6 protein-coding genes are annotated in these 20,945 nt (G+C 41.8%); all 6 read left to right on the top strand.

Translation table 11 applies throughout. The features are described from left to right. Positions 1–57: 57 nt before the first annotated feature. The 6 genes from PZB74_RS04175 (at position 58) to PZB74_RS04150 (ending at position 20,885) form a co-directional block, all read left to right on the top strand. Positions 58–642 carry a putative colanic acid biosynthesis acetyltransferase gene (locus PZB74_RS04175; protein WP_302241035.1) on the top strand — a complete coding sequence of 195 codons (585 nt, stop codon included), beginning with the start codon at positions 58–60 and terminating at the stop codon, positions 640–642. Further along, positions 639–1,748: a DUF6588 family protein gene (locus PZB74_RS04170; RefSeq protein ID WP_302241034.1), complete on the top strand. Its 1,110-nt coding sequence runs from the start codon at positions 639–641 to the stop codon at positions 1,746–1,748. Before PZB74_RS04175 ends, PZB74_RS04170 begins: the two co-directional genes overlap by 4 nt. 55 nt (positions 1,749–1,803) lie before the next feature. After that, entirely contained in the window at positions 1,804–2,265 is a 462-nt protein-coding gene (locus PZB74_RS04165; RefSeq protein WP_302241032.1) for a VanZ family protein, read from the top strand. A gap of 560 nt (positions 2,266–2,825) precedes the next feature. Further along, on the top strand, positions 2,826–11,297 hold the full coding sequence (locus PZB74_RS04160; RefSeq protein WP_302241031.1) for a PKD domain-containing protein: 8,472 nt from the start codon (positions 2,826–2,828) through the stop codon (positions 11,295–11,297). A 690-nt stretch (positions 11,298–11,987) separates the two neighbouring features. Then, positions 11,988–15,767 (top strand): right-handed parallel beta-helix repeat-containing protein, encoded by a 3,780-nt coding sequence (locus tag PZB74_RS04155; protein WP_302241029.1) that lies wholly within the window; start codon positions 11,988–11,990, stop codon positions 15,765–15,767. Positions 15,768–16,196: 429 nt separating this feature from the next. After that, the gene (locus PZB74_RS04150) at positions 16,197–20,885 is read left to right on the top strand and encodes a right-handed parallel beta-helix repeat-containing protein (protein ID WP_302241028.1); all 4,689 of its coding nucleotides are present in this window, start codon (positions 16,197–16,199) and stop codon (positions 20,883–20,885) included. Positions 20,886–20,945: the final 60 nt, after the last annotated feature.

Raw genomic sequence — 20,945 nt, 5'->3', positions numbered from 1 at the left:
TCATTTAGAAAATTAAATATATTCTAAATTTATATGTTTCCACCAATATTTAAAAATGTGATAGAATTTCAACAACTGGACAAATTTCAACTCCCGCCAAATTTTAGAGGTAAATCCGGTGTGCTGGTACAAGTCTGGTGGCTGGTACAAAACATTTTATTTAAACCTTCTCCCCAGTTTATGTATGGCTGGCGAAGGTGGTTGCTTCGTTCTTTTGGGGCTAAAGTAGGTAAAGGTGTCATTCTCAGGCCTAGTTGTACAGTAACTTATCCCTGGAAGGTAGAGATTGGAGACTATAGCTGGATTGGAGATGAAGTAGTGCTATACAGTTTAGGAAATATACATATTGGAAAGAATACAGTTATCTCTCAGCGCTCTTACATTTGCACTGGTTCTCATGATTATAGTGCTCCTCACTTTGATATATACGAAAAGCCTATACATATAGAAGATGAATGCTGGCTGGCCACGGATGTATATGTAGCTCCCGGAATACGCATTGGCAGAGGGGCGGTAGTAGGTGCACGGAGTTCGGTATACAAAGACTTGCCGGGTGCTAAAATTTATGTGGGAAACCCTGCTAAGATGATAAAGGAGCGCTATGCTTCGGTGCATCAGTTCTCCTTAAATAATGAATCTTGAAGTTAAAAATACTACTCACTTTTACTTCCTTTTTTTGGCTACCGATAGTAGGTGTGGCACAGAGCGAGATAGCTTTTTTTATTCTGGGAGGGCGAGATAATGCGGGTCACTTAGCTCAGGCTTATTTATCCCCTTTAGCTAATGCGGCGCAAGCTAATCTGGGCAATGGCTGGCTAATAATTAATGATACTATATCCTCTGGCAAAATTAATATCAGCCTTCAAACTACTGTTTCCTTAACACCACAAAAAGATAGATATTTTGATGTCAACCAACTGGCATTAAGCCCTGATGTGCATACTAGCCAAAATGGTAAAACACTTTCCCCTACTGCCTTAGGGGCTAGTCATAATGGACAGCATATCGTTGTTACTACTGCCCGCCCTCAGGATGGAGAGGAGATGTACCTTACAGAGTTTAGCCTACCTGAAGGGCTTGGGTTATCTTTCATTCCACAACCTTCCATACAAGCACAAATAGGAGTATTTAAATACAGCAGCATTTTATTGCGTGGGCTACCCGGTATCCACATAGATTATGAGAATACTGATTATTATACCTATATGTATGGTGTTGGAATTCTACAATCCTTAAACCCGCTAATAGCTCCTCTTGAAGAACAAAGCATACACTTATCTTTTCTATTTACCTATAGCCATCAGTATGCTCGGTCAAGCTTGAGTAGAACTCAGGCCTGGTACTGGCACCATGGTCATATTACTGTACTAACAGAAGAACAAAAGAAAGAAGAATGGTATGATGGACAAAAACTTGATGTAAAGGCAAATAACTATGTAATGCAGCTTTATATTTCTAAAACTGTAAAACATTGGAGGTTCTACGCTTGCGTAAACAGGTATGTTGGCTCCACTATAATAAATACCTATGGAAGGTATCCACGCAGGGATATTCGGGCTAAGGAAGAGGAGCCTTATTATGAATACTTCTTTCATGATGAGCTTAACCCTGTGGCTTTGTCCCTGCCTCATAGGCAGTGGCGCCTGGGGCTGGGGTTTAGTGTGCAAGTGGGCGCCATAGGTTTGCATACGGAGGCTAGCCTGTCCGATTATAAGAACCTGAGTGCAGGCATAAGCTATCAGTTTTAGTCGGTATAATATTTGTCAGTCAGTAGGTGCACTAACACCGCCTAATATAAAGCAGATGAAGAAACGTATATATTACTTATGCATTGTATTGTACCTGGCCGCCGCTGCCTGGATACTTTTTTTCTTTCCTTTTAACAGCGCATCCCGCCTGGATACGTCAATTCGCCGATATGTCAATCCCATCCCCCTGGAAACCACTACCCGCTACTTTCATAATGCGATATACCGGGATGCCGCGGTGCATACACAAGCACTTATTCTCAACGTTGGGGGTAACATTCTGCTCTTTGTGCCTATGGGTATACTGCTATACAATCTGCGGCAGCGCTTGGGGTATAAGGCTTTGCCCTTCTGGGGAGCGGCCCTGATCAGCCTTTCGGTAGAGAGCATACAGATACTTTGTCGGGTAGGTAATTTTGATGTGGACGATATTATACTCAATACTTTGGGGAGCCTGCTGGGTGCCAGCCTGGCGGCCCTGCTTCCTCTGCTTCAGGTCTATACTGCTGAGCCTTAAGTGCTTTGCGCGTCTGGCTTAAGTAGTCTTCTTTTTAATAATGAGTACACGCCTTAATGTATTAGGTATAAAGAGCTAATGGCAAAGGGTTAAACTGCTATAATGGAACTAATTTTGGAAAGAAAAATCTTGTATAAAACAAAGATCTAATCTTCCGAAACAAAGAAATTAATAAGTAGTTATTAGAGTGCATATTAAAAAAATACAGTTCCTGCAAATCTCAGATACTTTGCAAGTATTTAAATATGCCCTTAGTTTCGCCTGATGATGTGCTTTTTGCTGCCGCATAGTACTTTTTCGTGTAATATGTCTCGGCTTATTGATAAAATGCAATAGGCCTTAAAATCAGCTTTTAGGTTATTTAGTATTAATTTTGCATTAAACGAATGTTAACACAAAAAACTTTTAATCTGCTTGATAAATAATCTAATTAGCGTTAAAATTGCTAGATATTTACGTAATGTAAGTAATTTTTTAATTTTTTGTTCTATTCAGTCCCATATAGGCGGTGTGGGGCGCTCCAAAAGTATTGACCGCTTACTCATGCACAATCAGATAATATGAAGGTATTCTACAGGTATTTTTTGTTGCTTTTCTGCTGGCTGGCTTCCCTGATAGGGGTACACGCACAGTCCACTACATTTAGTGCCAAAATTAACTTCCAGGATCAGGCCAGTACGCCCCCGGTAGATTATTTGGTAGACTATGGGCTGGCTTATCAGCTACAGACCAATGGCGAAAGCTACGGCTGGCTGAGCGTAGCCAGCGGTAATCCTATAAACCTGACAAGCCCTGACGATGGGGTAGGGCGCAACCGTAATATTAGCGGAGTATCTGCTCTGCAAAATACCCTGGTTTATATGCAGGGTAATGATATTGCTGCCTGGACCGGCAATCGCGCTACCGAAGCATACTGGGAGATAGCCGTACCTAATGGCTCTTATAAAGTAACGCTGAGTGTAGGCGACCCTATGGCAGAGCCCAATGCTTCGGAAGTACCCATACACCATATTAATGTAGAAGGTGCTATCGCTATCAATGAGTTTACGGTAGATAACAGCCTGCCGGAAGGAGACCCCTCTCGCTTTCGTACCGCCAGCGTTACCGTAGAAGTAACGGATGGTAAGCTAACCATAGATCCTGTTAGCACCAATGCCAGAAATACCAAAATCAATTCTGTAGAAATACTGCCTGCTACCAGCGGAGGCGAAGAAAGCCTGGAGTTTTCTGATGCCAGCCTGAGCGTCAGCATACCCGAAGGAGGCTCTTCCAAAGAGGCCAGTAACTTTATTTCGGCCACTAATTTTGTTCCTTCACCTATAGATATCAGCCTGAGCGCGAGTGAAGGCGGTAGCGTACCAAGCTGGCTTAAGGTAAACGGGCAGCTGCTCAACGGCAGCCCTACCCACAATACCGCCGAGGCGGAGATTGTATTTGAGTTTGACCCCAGCGGTCTCAGCGAGGGTACGTATCAGGCTACAGTAACAGCCAGCGGCCCCAATGCCACTACGGCCAGCTTTACTGCCAATCTGGAAGTGAGCGCTGCCTTTGTGCAGAGCTTTCCGGTACAGGTCAACTTTCAGGATGAGGGTAGTGCCACCCCTGCCACCTGGGTAAAAGATTTTGGTGAGGCTTACGGCCTGCGCACTTCCGGCTATACCTATGGCTGGGTGAGTGCCGACGGTAGCCACACCCCTCTGAGCCTGGTGGGCAATGGGCGTAACCGTAATCGTTCGGGCTTTACGCTACAGGAAAACACCCTCATGCACATGCAGTACAATCATGTAGGCGGTAGCAGTGGCGTAAGTCAGGAGGGAGTATGGGAGATAGCGGTGCCCAATGGCGACTATGAAGTAACGATTACTGCCGGAGACCTCTCCAACGAGAACCTGAGCGGCACCAAACACCATATTAATGTAGAAGGCAAAAATGTACTTTCTTATGATGCGCAGATCGGGCAGATCAATCTGCAAAGCCGCATGGATATCATCAAAGTAAATGATGGTAAGCTTACCCTGGACGCCAGTGGCGGCTATAACAGCAAAATCATGTCGGTAGTTATAGACGAGTCTGCCAACAGTACCCAACCCCAGGTGCTGGGTATAAATATAGAAGATGGTGCTACGGATGTGGAGCTACTGCCTACCATAAGCAGCTTAAACCTTTACCTGCCGAATGCCGGGGTAGAGCCTGCCACCCTGAACAACTCTAATGTAAGGCTGTACCAGATAGTCAACGATCCTGAGATTGCCGGAGGCGAGACTGAAGTAAATGTGCTTTCTACCATAGGTACTTCTGGTGGTTTTGACGTAATTAGTCTTACCCCTAACGATCCGCTGGAGCCTAATAGCCAGTACAAATTTGAAGTGACGGCCAATTTGACTGACCAGACCGATGTGCCCTTTATCCCCTTTGTCTCTTACTTTACTACTGGTGATGGTTCATCATCTTATACGGGGCCTATAGAGTTTGTAAACAGCACTACCGTAGCGAGCGGTGGCAATGGATATACCTCGCTGGAGATTGGTCCTGACGAAAAACTATATGGCGTTACCTCCGATGGCTTTATCAGACGCTGGGAGATAGACCGTACTACCGGCCTGCTCAAAAATGGTGAGCTGATTACTACCATACGGGATGCCGAGGGCGGCGACCGACTGGTAATCGGGATGGACTTTGCCCCTGATGCCACCGCCGAAAACCCTGAGCTATGGATATCTCATACCAAATATGGTTTCTCTGACCAGCCTGACTTTCAGGGTAAAATCAGTAAGCTGGATGGTGCTGCCCTGCAGAACATCACCGACTACGTGATACACCTGCCCCGCTCTAAAAAAGACCACGTTACCAATAGTATTAAGTTTGGCCCGGATGGCGCACTTTATATATTGCAGGGTTCTAACTCTGCTATGGGGGCTTATGATAATGCCTGGCGCCGCCATGAGATGCTACTCTCCGGCGCTTTGCTCAAGTTGGATATTGCGCTGGCCGACGCAGGGAGCCTGCCCATAGATGCCAAAACAGAAGAAGGTGGTAGCTATAATCCTTATGCCGTTAATGCCCCGCTCAGCATATATGCCAGCGGAGTACGTAATGCGTATGATCTGGAGTGGCACAGCAACGGGCAGGTATATGTGCCTACGAATGGCTCTGCCGGTCTGGCCAATGCTCCGGGCTCAGATCCGGGCAGCACTGACTATCGCGAACCGCAGTTTCAGTCGTACAGCGGTCCGGTGGTCCCTTATGTGTCGGGTATCACTACCCAGAACGACTTCCTCTTCCGTGTAGAGGAGGATGGTTACTATGGCCACCCTAACCCTCGCCGTGCAGAATATGTGCTTAATGCCGGTAATCCTGGTAGTACGAGCGACTGGCCGGAAGCGGTAGTATCTGAATATCCTGAAGGTACGCAGCCGGATGCTGACTACAAAGGATACTCTGCTGATCTGGGTAAGAACAAGTCGCCCAACGGTATTATAGAATATAAGAGTGATGCCTTTAATGGCGCCCTGGCCGGTAAGCTGATCAACGTCTGGTATGTACCTGGCAAGCTGGTGGTGATGGAGCCGGGCAACGCCCCAGACTATGATATTGTTAATGTGATAGATAATATTCCCAGCCTGGCAGGTTTTAACAAGCCGCTGGATGTGGTGGAAGATGTAGTAACGGGTAATCTGTATGTATCCGAGTACCAGGATTTTCAGGGAGGTAATGGTAAAATTACATTGATTAAACCGGCGGTGCCGCCTTCAAATGTAGAGCCTATCAGTGAGCTGCACATCAACTTTCAGGATGAAAGCAGTGCTACACCTTCGGGCTACTTTAAAGATTTTGGAGAACCTTATGGGGTTCGCAGTCCGGTATCTCAGGGAGGGGGGCAGTTTACCTATGGCTGGCTGGCTACCGACAACAGTAGTCCGCTGGATTTGAGTAACCCTGGTAATGGCCGCACCCGTAGCACTACCAGCAACACACTACAGGCAAGCTTTATGCATATGCAGGGGAACGATATCCCCAACTGGACGGACGGTACTCCGGAAGAAGGTATATGGGGTGTAGCGCTGGAGAATGGCTTTTATGAGGTAACGGTATCGGTAGGCGATGCAGACGAAACGTCTAGCGTGCACCATATCAATGCGGAGGGTGTAAACCTGATTGATCAGTTTGTGCCTTCAGGGGCTAATGGCTCTGCCCAGCGTTTTGCTACCGCTACGGCCTCCGTACATGTCACTGATGGAGTGCTTAACCTCTCCGCTATGGAAGGTGGTACCAATACTAAAATTAATTCGGTAAGCATAGTACCGCTGGATTCCAGCCTGGCACCGCCCAGCATACAGGCGAACTTAAGCGGAGACCATTTTCAGCAAAACTACCTGAACCAGGTGGATGTAAGCCTGACGTCTTCTGCCAACGCTACCGGCGCCAGCCAGGTGAGCATAAGCTATACCTTATATGATGGTAGCGGTACCAGCATCAAGACAGGTACTGCCAATGACAGCTGGACTATAGATGAACCCGGTGAGTATACATTGGTGGTAAACGGAACGGATGACTCTCCTGAGGCTAACCAAAGTACGGTTATCAGAAGATTTAGCGTAGAGTTCGCCTCCGGGGCTATGATCGGCCTGGAGAATATGAACAAAATTCCCGGTACCACGATTGGCTTCCCCGGAGATAGTGTATATGCCTTTCAGCATACTCGCGATCCTTTCAACTTTAGTGATCAGGAGTCTCTGATACACAATACGAATACGATGCGTATCCATAATCCGGGTACCTCTGCTCTGACAATCAATGGCTTTAGCATGTCAGATGAGACTGAGTTTATCATTAATAGCATTGATGGTACAGCATATGCGAGTGTTAGCTTTCCTATAAGTATTGCTCCTAATGATCATATTGATGTATTACTGGAGTTTATAGAAGAGAGTGGACCAAAAGGCTCTCGCGAGCAGGAGCTTACCATACACTCCAATGCAGACAATGGCGCTAACTATAAAGTGGTGCTGGTTGGTAACTATATGACCAATCCCGAAAGTGTGTATGAAGTAAGCGTAGTAGAAATTTTAAAGGCCTTAGGGGTAAAAACTTCAATCGGAGGCGATCCTACGCCTAGTTCAGACCACCCTACGGCAGAAGATGTAAACAATGGCGTACATGGAGACCTGATACTTTCTTCGGTTTTTGAAGTAGCTGACCCTTCTCAGCCGGTAAGGGCTTTCCAACTGGCAGCCTATCGTGGTGTAGGTAATGCGACTACCGAACTGATAGAAGTAAACACCGACAATAGGGTAAGCGGTAATGGCGGCCAGACCCTGGCCTATGCCTACGGCACACGCTGGCACCAGAGCCTTTTCCCTAAAACTAACAACAACCGTAGCAATACGGTAATAGCCGGAGATGCAGTATCGGGTATAAGTGTACCTTTCCGCATACAGGTAGCAGACTACCGAAGCAGCGGAGGTAACCCCAGTGGCAATCTGGAAGACGAAGTTTTAGGTATACGTATATATAAGGTATACAATTATGATGGAGAGCTTATTCCTAATCACTATATCGTATTGCAGGATTATGTAGGTAATGGCTGTGGAGGAGGCAGTAACAACTGCGACTGGAATGATAACATCCAGTACTTTATGAACATCAAGCCCGTGGCGGATCCTTTTGTGTCTACTGCGCTTCAGGATATGACTGCCGCTACCGCAGAAACTTTTGTCTACGATGCTACTACTGCCTTTGACAGAGGCTATGCTGGTAATGAGTTTACTTATACTGCCCGACTTACCAATGGCAATCCGCTGCCTGGTTGGATTTCTATTGATGAAAACACCGGAGAAGTGAGAGGAACCGTACCGGTGGGTGCGCCGGCAAGCCTGGATATACAGGTAACCGCTACCGACCTTAATGGCATTGTAGTAACAGACAGCGAGCTGAGCAGCTTCAGGATTAATATACAGGAAGTGCCGCTGGCAGAAGACATCTGGCTGGAAGCCGAATGCGGTATAGTAGGTGCTAACTGGAATGTAGAAAACGATACGAATGCATCAGGCGGCAGCTATGCTACCATACGCGCAGGCTTGAATAGCTATACTGCTGCTCCCGGTTCAGTAGAAGACTACATCAGCCATACCTTTACGGTGACTGATGGTGGTAACTATGTCGCTTTTGGTCGTGTGAGAGCTGGGAACAACTCAGACAATTCCTTTTGGATGCGTCTGGACAATGGCAGCTGGCAACAGTTTGACATCTCCCCTCTAAGTGGTAGCTTCACCTGGCGCGAGCTGAGCATGCTATCGGGTAGCTTTGCCGCAGGTAGTACACATACCATAGACATTGCTTATCGTGAAGATGGCGCTGCTATAGATAAGCTATACTTAACTGCAAATGGCACTGTACCGGAAGGCCTGGGCGAAGCGGCCCCTGGCTGTGGAGGCGGCAGCAATGCTTTGCCAGTAGCCGATGCAGGTACCGACATTACGGTAACCGATAGTGATGGAAACAATGTAGAGAGCGTTACACTGGACGGTAGCAATTCAGTAGACAGTGATGGAAGCATTGTAAGCTATAGCTGGAGCGATGGCAGTACTGAGGTGGCGACCACCGCGGTAGCGACACTAGATGCACCGGTAGGCACGACTACCTATACCTTGACAGTCACTGATGACCAGGGTGCCAAAGCCAGTGATGGTGTAGTAGTAACGGTGAACGATGCGAGCTTTGGTGCCAGCGACATCTGGCTGGAAGCCGAATGCGGTATAGTAGGAGCTAACTGGAATGTAGAGAGTTCAGCTAATGCTTCAGCAGGCAGCTATGTAACAATACGTGCGGGACTGAATGCTCAGGGAGGAGCTTCCAACTCCGTATCAGATCATTTAAGTTATAGTTTTACAGTTACCGAAGGAGGTACGTATGCTTTGTATGGCAGGGTGATCGCTCCAAGCTCTTCGGATGATTCCTTCTGGGTACGACTGGATGGTGGAAGCTGGCAGCTATGGGGCATAACGCCAGCCACGGGAAGCTTTGCCTGGCGAGAGGTAGGCGTATTAAACCTGAACTTTACCGCAGGTAGTATACATACGATAGATTTTGCTTATCGTGAAGATGGTGCAGCTATAGATAAGCTATACTTAACTGCAAATGGCACTGTACCGGAAGGCCTGGGCGAAGCGGCCCCTGGCTGTGGAGGCGGCAGCAATGCCTTGCCAGTAGCCGATGCAGGTGCTGACATTACCGTAACCGATAGTGATGGAAACAATGTAGAGAGCGTTACACTGGACGGTAGCAATTCAGTAGACAGTGATGGAAGCATTGTAAGCTATAGCTGGAGTGATGGCAGCACTGAGGTGGCGACCACCGCGGTAGCGACACTAGATGCACCGGTAGGCACGACTACCTATACCTTGACAGTGACTGATGACCAGGGTGCCAAAGCCAGTGATGGAGTAGTAGTAACGGTGAACGATGCGGGCTTTGGCAGCAGCGATATCTGGTTAGAAGCTGAATGCGGTATAGTAGGAACGAACTGGAATGTAGAGAGTTCAGCTGATGCTTCAGCAGGAAGCTATGTAACAATACGTGCGGGACTGAATGCCCAGGGAGGTGCTTCCAACTCCGTATCAGATCATTTAAGTTATAGTTTTACAGTTAACGAAGGTGGTACGTATGCTTTGTATGGCAGGGTGATCGCTCCAAGCTCTTCGGATGATTCCTTCTGGGTACGACTGGATGGTGGAAGCTGGCAGCTATGGGGCATAACGCCAGCCACGGGAAGCTTTGCCTGGCGAGAGGTAGGCGTATTAAACCTGAACTTTACCGCAGGTAGTATACATACGATAGATTTTGCTTATCGTGAAGATGGCGCTGCTATAGATAAGCTATACTTAACTGCAAATGGCACTGTACCGGAAGGCCTGGGCGAAGCGGCCCCTGGCTGTGGAGGCGGCAGCAATGCCTTGCCAGTAGCCGATGCAGGTGCTGACATTACCGTAACCGATAGTGATGGAAACAATGTAGAGAGCGTTACACTGGACGGTAGCAATTCAGTAGACAGTGATGGAAGCATTGTAAGCTATAGCTGGAGTGATGGCAGTACTGAGGTGGCGACCACCGCGGTAGCGACGCTAGATGCACCGGTAGGCACGACTACCTATACCTTGACAGTGACTGATGACCAGGGTGCCAAAGCCAGTGATGGAGTAGTAGTAACGGTGAACGATGCGGGCTTTGGCAGCAGCGATATCTGGTTAGAAGCTGAATGCGGTATAGTAGGAACGAACTGGAATGTAGAGAGTTCAGCTGATGCTTCAGCAGGAAGCTATGTAACCATTAAGCCCGGATATAACGCTCATTCGGGAGCCTCCAGCTCGGCTAATGATCATCTAAGCTATACATTTACAGTGAGCCAGGCAGGTGAATATGGACTTTACGGGCGAGTAATAGTTCCTAGCTCTTCGGATGATTCCTTCTGGATACGTTTGGATGGAGGGAATTGGCAGCTATGGGGCATAACGCCAGCCACGGGAAGCTTTGCCTGGCGAGAGGTAGGCGTATTAAACCTGAACTTTACCGCAGGTAGTACACATACGATAGACATTGCTTATCGTGAAGATGGTGCTATACTGGATAAGCTGTACCTGACGAAAGATGGTCAGGCACCTATTGGTATAGGCGAAGATGCCGGAAGTTGTGATACGTCTGCCAGGGTAAACAAACCAGGAATTGAAGATGAGCTTTCAGGAGAAGATGAGGGAGAAGAAGGCGGAGCTTGTACCGGCTGTGCTGAGATCAGGGTTTATCCTAACCCTCTGGTAGATAGTGACCTGTATATAGAGCTGATTAATATGAAAGATCTCAATTCATTAGAGATGCGTATTGTCAGTGCCAGCGGACAAATTGTTCGTCAGAGCAAATACCTTGATGTGGTTAATCTGGACCGATTGGAGATTGATTTAGGTGAGATCGGTAGCGGCATGTATGTCGTACAGATCATAACCCGAGGCAAAGTATACCAGAAACAGTTTATCAAGCTGTAAGCAAAAATATAAAGTCATGCCAAAAGCCATTTCCATTGAGGGAGTGGCTTTTGTTATTGGTGGAGGACTGGAGATTTGTACAAAATAGCTTTATCCAGATCAGTTTTAGGAATATGCCTGTTTTATCAAAAAGCAAATGATAAGGATGCTTAGTAAATTCAGGTAAAAAGTGTCTAAGGGCTCGTTTAAGGGGGATTATGCTGGTTTCTTAAGCCTCTTATACAGGCTTATCACTTGTTAGTGTCTTTGATTAACACATCGGTAATACTATAGAAAATGTCTGTGAGCGGTAGATGCACTCAGATATATTTGCGAATACTGTATTGTAAGTTGTATTAGTGCAATAACTTATCTGCGAAATATCATATTAAATCAAGCCTAATGTATATCAACAGGCTTTTTTGTCTATTTGATTTAAATGCACATGAAAATGTTACAAGCGCCTGTTTTTCAAATTGATAAGGTGTTATCATATTAATAAGTCAGTATAGATTAATAAGTGTAACAACACTAGATTATTTATAAATCAGCCAAGAGAAAAAGAGTGGTAAATTTTCTTTGGAATTAATTTGCTGCCAGAATTTACTTCTTTAATACATCTTGTTTGTATGGCAGAGGCTTGGAGTGTTTTTTGAAAGGTGAGTAAAAAATGCTTAGCATATTTAAGTAATCCTTCATAAAACATTTACTATGAACCCTAGTTTACAGTCGCGAAACTATTTAACATCCATCACACTAATATGCTGTCTGCTTTTTTCCCTTATAGGCAATGCCCAGCCTAGCGGACAGTATGGCCCTACTAACACTACCTATCCTGTACCCGGAGGTGCTTATTTCGCTTCGCCTAATGGCAAAGGTGGCGCACCCTGTAGTGAAGGTAATCCCTGTTCTTTATCTACAGCATTACAAAAAGTTCCTCGTGGGGGTACTATTGTTCTAAAAGAAGGTATTTACCGTACCAGTAAATACAATACTACTATACGTAGAAAGATGACAATTCAACCTTATCCAGGGGCTACTGTTATTCTTAAAGGTAGTGAAGTAGAAAAGGGGTGGATCGCTTCTGGGAATACTTGGAAAGCATACTGGAGCGAGTTGTTTGGAAAGCCTAATAATGATGATGGGCGCGCTATATCTGACAACCCAATGGCAGATCACCGTGATATGGTATATGTAGATGGCCAGCCGCTCAAACAAGTTAGTTCTAAGAGTCAGGTTAGTTCTGGAAAGTTCTATATCGACTACTCAAGTAAAACGGTTTACATTGGTAACAACCCATCTGGAAAACAGGTAGAAATTAGCGCTGAATGGTGGGGGTTTAATACTTATGATGTAGCAGAAAGTGGAATTACCATTCGTGGTTTAAAATTTATGCATTACACTGATGCAGGTATATTTATTGGTTCTCCTGGTGCTGTGATAGAAAACAATGAAATAATGTGGAATGGGGCAGCTGGGATAAGAGTTCAGCATGCAAGTGATGTGGTTTTAAAAAACAATTTATTCGCATACAATGCTTGTCAGGGTGGAGGATTGTCATATGCTGATAGGATTAAGCTGATAGGTAATAAGTTTATTGAAAATAATTTTGAAGATTACAATCGTAATAGTTGGTCTGCCTCCGGAGTAAAGATATTACATTCAATAGGAGTAGAGGTAAACAATAACTTATTTGAGAATAATGATGCTAATGGTCTGTGGCTTGATGAAAGAAGTAATAAAGGAATTGTTGTAAACAATTTTGTGAAAAACAGCTCCAGAAACGGTATTCATTGTGAAATTTCAAATGATGTTATTATTGCTGGTAATGTAGTGATTGAAAGTGGTAAGAGTACAAAATTTTTAGGAAAAGGAATATCAGTTGCTAACTCTTCTCGTGCTAAAGTTTACAACAATACATTGCATAACAATGAGTTAGCACTTGATGTGGTAGAAGGAACCAGAGGAGATCAAAAAGATCCAAACGACCCTTACATAACACGAGATGTAGTAGTAAAAAACAACATATTGTCAGAAGCTTTTTTAGATGAATACCCTTCTGCATTATACCACATGAAGAAACAAAAATGTAGTGATAATGCTATCAAAGAACAAGATAATAATGCTTACTATCGCTCCAAAGCTGGTGACCCAAGTTTAGCGGTGAGGTGGAAGGTTAATAATAATAGTTGTAATGATGAACAACGTCTTGAAACAGTGCAAGAGTTTAGGAGCAAACTAGGGTATGAGAAAAATGGTTTTGGTATTCAGGGCGGCAGTAATCCTTTTTTTCTAAACGCTAATGCCGATGATCTAAGACTAAAGTCATCATCTTTAGCTATTCAGGCAGGGGCACCACTCCCATCAGATATTGCTAAGGCCTTGGGTTGGGATAGTGGAAAGGTAGTGGATATAGGAGCATACCAAACAGGTTCTGGTAATTCAAGCCCTTCTCCTGCACCAGAACCTTCTAATGGAAGTTTGCCTTGGAAAGAAACTTTCTCTATAAATGATGGGGCGGTATCTGATAATGGTTTAAGTGATGGTAGTGCATGGAATTTAGACAGGGGAACGATGTCGAGCAATGCTGCTTTTAAAGTGGAGGATAATAGACTAGTTGCTAGAGGTGCAGCAGGTGAAGGAACTTGGAAATCAGAATCTATCGATATAGAGGGCAAAACAGCAAGCTTATCTTTGATGCTGTATTCAAAAGGAAATCTTGAAGATCCTTCAGATTATATTAAAGTATATACACGTATAGATGGTACTCAAAAGTTGATCTCGGAGGTTAACGGCATTATAGGTAGTAATGGAAAAAAAATTACTGCTTCTAATATTAAAGGGAAAGCATTAGAGCTTATTCTTAAAATCAAAAATAGTGACTACACTGAGAATTATTATGTGGATAATATCAATATAGAAGCTTCTTCTGTAAGTACACCTAGTAATGTTATTGAAGGAATGTCTCTAGTGGTAGAAAGTAGCCAACAAAAGGTTAGTGGGTATACCTCTATTACAAATGGTGAGACAATTCGTCTGTCGGACTTACCTTCTTCAGATCTCAATATCAATGCACAGATTTCCGGAAAAGTAGGAAGCATAGTATTTGACTATAATGGAACAAGTCGTTATCAGGTAGAGGGAGCGTCTCCATATGCTCTTCAGGGTAATGGTAGTGGTTATCGTAAGCTGTCATTTAAGACTGGCTCAAACAGCATAACAATAAAGGCGTATAGCGAGTCTGGAGGAAAAGGTACTTTGCTAGATGAAAAGACTATCAATTTCAATGTTGAGGGTAGCAGTGGGGATAATAATGTACCCTCACAAAAAGGAAAAATTATTGAAGGAATGTCTCTAGTGGTAGAAAGTAGCCAACAAAAGGTTAGTGGGTATACCTCTATTACAAATGGTGAGACAATTCGTCTGTCGGACTTACCTTCTTCAGATCTCAATATCAATGCACAGATTTCCGGAAAAGTAGGAAGCATAGTATTTGACTATAATGGAACAAGTCGTTATCAGGTAGAGGGAGCGTCTCCATATGCTCTTCAGGGTAATGGTAGTGGTTATCGTAAGCTGTCATTTAAGACTGGCTCAAACAGCATAACAATAAAGGCGTATAGCGAGTCTGGAGGAAAAGGTACTTTGCTAGATGAAAAGACTATCAATTTCAATGTTGAGGGTAGCAGCGGGGGGAACAACTCAAGCATGAATGTTATGTGGGAAGAAAACTTTTCGCTTAACGATGGTGCAAAAAGTGATAAGGGGGCTACTTCTTGGGTGTTGGATGAAGGTAAAGTTAATACTTCAACTCCTACTTATTCAGTATCAAACGGAGTATTGAGATTATCTGAAACTTCTGCGCAAAATACAACAGGGTATGTTGTTTGGCAGTCAGAAAAGATTGACATTTCAGGAGCTTCCGGAATAAAAGCACGAATTAATGTTAGTCACGAAGGAAAAATGGAAAAAGATGGGCTTATGGGTGATTATCTTAAAGTTTATTATAGGGTTGATGGACAAGCTTTACAACCAATCCTTAATCAAGAAGGAGGGTTTGAGAATGAAAATAAATGGTATACTTTTGAACGTAGCAATATTAATGGGAGTAGCTTAGAAGTAATAGTTCATGCCCGAACGACTACTACCTCTGAAAGTTACTTTATAGATGATGTTTACGTAGGAAACCACGAAAACTCATTAAGCTCGGCATCTTCTAGAGTGGATACTAAGCTTGAAAACCCTTTGAAGGCAAGTGTTTCACCTAATCCTTTTGTTAATGATCTTAATCTAGTTGTAGACGGGGCTATGGGTGAGCAGATAAGTATACAAATAACTGATTATCTAGGAAACGAAGTATTTAGTAAAAATCATATTAGTTCTGATCACCCTATCAATTTAAATTTAGGTCACCTTCCTTCTAAAATTTATTTACTGAGAATAATTGATGAGCTAGGGAATTTACAAATTATACGTTTGCAAAAGGATTAATGTATAGTTATGATAAGTTACGGAGGAGGTCAACTCATATGGGTTGACCTTTTTTTTTGTGTATCCATAATTTATACAATTGGAAGGTTTGTGTTTTTATGTTGAAAAAACATATTATATACCATTTGAACATGTGAAATTGATATAGGGTTAAGATTCATCATATTGTAATATAATAATAAGAAGTATATATGCTAATGTCTGGTATTAGTATATATTCTTTACATATACTATATTATAGTATTTAAAATGTACGTAATAGTGATATTTATTTATGTATGTAATTTGTATAAAACCACTAATGTCTTGTCCTTTGTTGATCAAATATTATAAGTTACATTAATGATATATATGTGTAAAGTACAAAACTAGCTCGACAAGTTGGTAGCTCATTTGATATTGGAATAGTACAATAATAAATGAGTGGTTATGAATAAAAACTTTACACTATTAAAGCAAAAACTCACTTTAGAGTTATTTGGCAAGGCCATAAGCTGTTTGCTTATATGCTGCTGGTCTAGTTTGTTAATAGCACAGCCAAGCGGAAAGTATGGGCCTCAAAAAACTAATTATGAGGTACCAGGAGGAGCATATTTTGTTTCACCCACAGGAACTGGTAAAGCGCCATGCACAGAGGGAAAGCCCTGTTCTTTAGCTACTGCTTTAAAAGAAGCACCTAGAGGATCTACATTGGTTCTTAAAGATGGAATTTATCGTACTAGTAAATATAGTACTACAATTAAAAGACAAATAATTATACAGCCCTATCCTGGAGCAAATGTTATTTTAAAAGGTAGTGAAGTTGCTAAAGATTGGCAAGAGTCAGGAAATACATGGAGAGTTAGGTGGAATGATTTATATGGTAAACCTAATAATGACGATGGTAGAGCAGTAGGCATAGAAAATCCGATGGCAGATCATAGAGATATGGTATTTATAGATGGAGTTTATCAGAAACAAGTAGAATCTATAGCTATGCTCGGACCTGGTAAATTTTATGTGGATTATAATGATAAGATGGTTTACCTGGGAAGTAATCCATCAGGTAAAGAAGTAGAGATAAGTGCAGAATGGTGGGGACTGAATACTTATGGACTATCTGAAACGGGTGTGATTATACGTGGTCTGCAGTTTATGCATTATGCAGATGCAGGTATCTTTATCGGATCTCCGGCAGCTATAGTTGAAAATAGCGAGTCAACATGGAATGGTGCCGCAGGGATACGTGTTCAACTTGCCAGTGATGTAGTATTAAAAAATAACTTGTTCGCTTATAATGCTTGCCAGGGAGGAGGGTTGTCTTATGCTGACCGTATAAAACTTATAGGTAATAGTTTTTCAAATAATAATATAGAAAAACTAAACAGAAATAGTTGGTCAGCATCAGGAGTGAAAATTCTCTGGGCAAAAGAAGTAGAAGTTTATAATAACTTATTTGAGAACAATGATGCAAATGGTCTATGGCTAGACGAAAAGTGTAATGGGTCTATATTAGCAAATAATTACCTTAAAAATAATACTAGAAACGGCATTCACTGTGAAATTTCTGACGATGTAATTATTGCTGGTAATGTAGTATTAGAAAGTGGTAGAAGTAATAAATATATAGGAGTGGGCATATCCGTTGCAAATGCTTCTGATGTTAGGGTTTACAATAATACGCTACATAATAATGAGGTGGCGCTTGATGTCATTGAAAGTACAAGAGGCGATGAAAAAGATCCTAATGATCCTTATATCACTCGCAACACAGTAATTAAGAACAATATACTATCAGAAGCATTTGTAGATGATTATCCTTCAGCTCTTTATCACATGAAGAAGAAAAAGTGTAGTGATGAAGCTATTAAAGAGCAAGATAACAATGCATATTATCGCTCGAATCCAGGAAGCCCAAGTCTAGCTGTACGTTGGAAAATTAATGACAATAGTTGTAACGACGAACAACGTCTAGAGACTATAAAAGAATTTAGAGAAAAATTGGGGTATGAACAAAACGGCTTTGGTATACAAGGAGGAAGTAACCCTTTCTTCATTAATGCTGAAAAGGAAGATTTTAGGTTAACTTCTACTTCTTTGGCTATTAAATCGGGGGCTCCTTTACCAGAAGACGTAGCGAAAGCAATTGGATGGAAGAGTGGGGTAGTAGTTGATATAGGCGCATATCAGACTAATATTAGCGAAGCACCAGCTCCCAACACAGGAAGTCTACCTTGGAAAGAAACATTTACCACTAGCAATGGAGCTACAGATGACAATGGGTACAGTGATGGAAGTGCATGGTTAATTGATAGAGGAAATATGAGTACAAATGGTGCTTTAAAAGTAGAAAATCAGAAGCTTATGGCCAGAGGTACAGTAGGTGAAGGGGTTTGGTACTCTGAGCAAATCCGCATAAAGGATCATCAAGTCAATCTCTCTCTTAATTTATATTCACAGGGAGAGCTTGAAAATAGAATTGTACCAGACTATGTAAAAGTTTATACTATTATAGATGGTAAAGAAGAATTGTTAACAGAAGTATTAGGCGGTATACCTAAGGGTGAGATGAAAATAGAAACCTCTAATATAATTGGGGAGAGCTTACAAATTGCTATTAAGTTTAAAAACAGTGATTATGCTGAGTTTTACTATGTAGATAATATTGAAGTATATAGTACTGGTAGTACTATTCCTGAAGCAGAGATTACTGGTTTAAGTTTGGTAGAAAAACAGACTTCAACTTCTACTTATCAAAACAAGGCTGGAGAAGTTGATGTGTCTTTACTTTCTCCTGAAGAACTTGATTTACTCGCTGAAGCTGAAGGCGATGTAGGTAGTGTAGTATTTGAATACGAAGGAAATTCACAATATCAAGTAGACAATGATGCGCCCTATTATTTATTTGGAAACAATACTCAGGGTAGTTTTAAGCTTGGTAATAATTCAGTATTTGTTAAAGTTTATAGTAAAGCAAATGGAGAAGGAGAGTTATTAAGCGAAAAAGACTATACTTTTACACTTAAGCAGGTAAAGAGTGACGAAGCGATAGTTCGCTGGCATGAAGATTTTTCTTTATCTAATGGAGTAAGAAATGATGAAGGTATTACTGCCTGGCATTTTGAAGAATCTACAGTAAGTGATAGTAAAGAATTGTATGAAGTGAAGGATGGAATGCTTTGGTTATCAGAAACTTCAAAAAAATCTGACAATGGATATGTTACTTGGAAGTCTGAAACAATCAATATTAGTGGGCAGAGTGCTAAATTAAGCTTACTTCTAAAACATCAAGGTAAGATGGAGAATGATCTTGCTACAGGTGATTATGTTAAAGTATCTTATAAAGTAGATGACCAACCTGTAAGAGAACTTATGCATCATTTTGGAGGCTTCACTAATGAAGATGAATGGTATGAGTTTGAGGAAAGCGATATTAGAGGCGATGAATTACAAATATTTATTAGCGCCAGAACAACTACAGATACTGAAAGCTACTTTGTAGATAATATTAAAGTAACTGAAGATAAAGTAGAGCGTTTCGCCCAACATATACCTTGGAATGAAGATTTTAATGTAAAAGAGGAAGTACTTCAACAACAAGACGAAACAGCTTGGTTCTTTAGCAGTAGTAAAGAAAATCAAAATGATCGTTTTGGTTTAAAAGATGAAGCACTCTACATTTCGGCGAATGCAAGGCCAATAAAATGGGCAAGCTATCCTATACATATTGCTGACGTAGAAAGCGTAAAGATAAGTATAGACATTAAAGAAAAAGGAGGGTTAGAATCAAAAGCTAAAGATCATGATTTTCTTTATATTTATTATAGAGTAAACAAAGAGGATTGGCAGCCGATTTTATTACAAAACGGAAACTTAGCAATTGATGATCATTGGTTTAATATAGAGGAGAAAGGAATTAAGGGTGATACATTAGAAATCATGATTGAAGGTAAAACATCTTCTTGGACAGAGACCTACTATGTTGATAATATAAGTGTTGAAAGCGAAACTGATGAAGTGGTTTTACAGAGTATTCCTTGGGTAGAAAACTTTTTAGGTGCTGATAAACTATTAAAACAAGATGATGAAACAGCTTGGTTCTTTGAAAATACTGATACTGAGGCGATTTATGGAGTTCATAATGAGCACATTCAAATTTCAAAAGCTACTTATTCTACAAAGTGGACTAGTAGTAAAATAGATATCTCTACTGCAGAAAACATAAAGATTAGTTTTGATATCAAAGAAACTGGGGAATTGGAACCATCGGGTGAAACTAAAGACTATTTAAATTTTTATTATAAAGTTGACGATGGGGAACTAAACCCCGTTCTCTTGCAAAATGGAAATTTAATAAAAGATGATTATTGGTATCATTTTGAAAAAGAAGGAATAAAAGGTACAACACTTCAGTTAGTTGTTGAAGGCCAAACCTCTGCTAGATCTGAAGTTTATTATATTGATAATATTGAGGTTTTGGAAGTAGATCAGAGTAATGAAAGTCCTGAAATAAGTGTTCTTACAATTTTTGCGGCTGGAAAATCTGGTTATGAAACAATGGAGTTGAAAGTTGATGGACAAGTTGTAAAAACCTGGACTGGTGTAGGAGGTAATGTATATGATCCAATTTTTGAAGAGTATGTGTATGAGCATGTTGGAAACTTAGAGCCTAAACAAATACAAATAACATATGTAAATGAAAATGGGCCACAACCATATACTGGATTAAGAGTAGATAAGATAAACATAAATGGAGTTGAATATGAAACTGAGGCTTCTACTACATATGGATCAGGTATATTAGTAGATGGTGTGTGTAAAGAAGGCTTTTTAGAAACTGAAAGTTTGGACTGTGGTGGTTATTTTAAGTACATGGCCTCAAGTCAGAATGATTATTTCTTAGATATTAATGCCTTTCCAAACCCTGCAAAAAGTATTCAGATGTTAGAGTTTACAACAAACATAAAAAGTGTAGACGTAAGGATCATTGACATGCAGGGAGTAGAAAGAATAAAATACCCTCAAACTAATACCGGTAATACTCTACAGCTTGATTTAAGTTCCTTAGAATCAGGATTATACGTAATTCATGTTATTGGTGAAGGTGAATTTGCGGAAATGAGAATATACAAAGAGTAAATTATTAAATAATAGTTTTTATAGGTAGGGGCATTATACCCCTACCTTTTTTTATAGTTA

Source organism: Porifericola rhodea, from assembly GCF_030506305.1.
In the GTDB taxonomy this organism is placed as follows: Bacteria; Bacteroidota; Bacteroidia; order Cytophagales; family Cyclobacteriaceae; genus Catalinimonas; species Catalinimonas rhodea.
The sequence above is the reverse complement of the archived record's forward strand: the minus strand, read 5'-3'. Positions and strand labels throughout refer to the sequence as shown.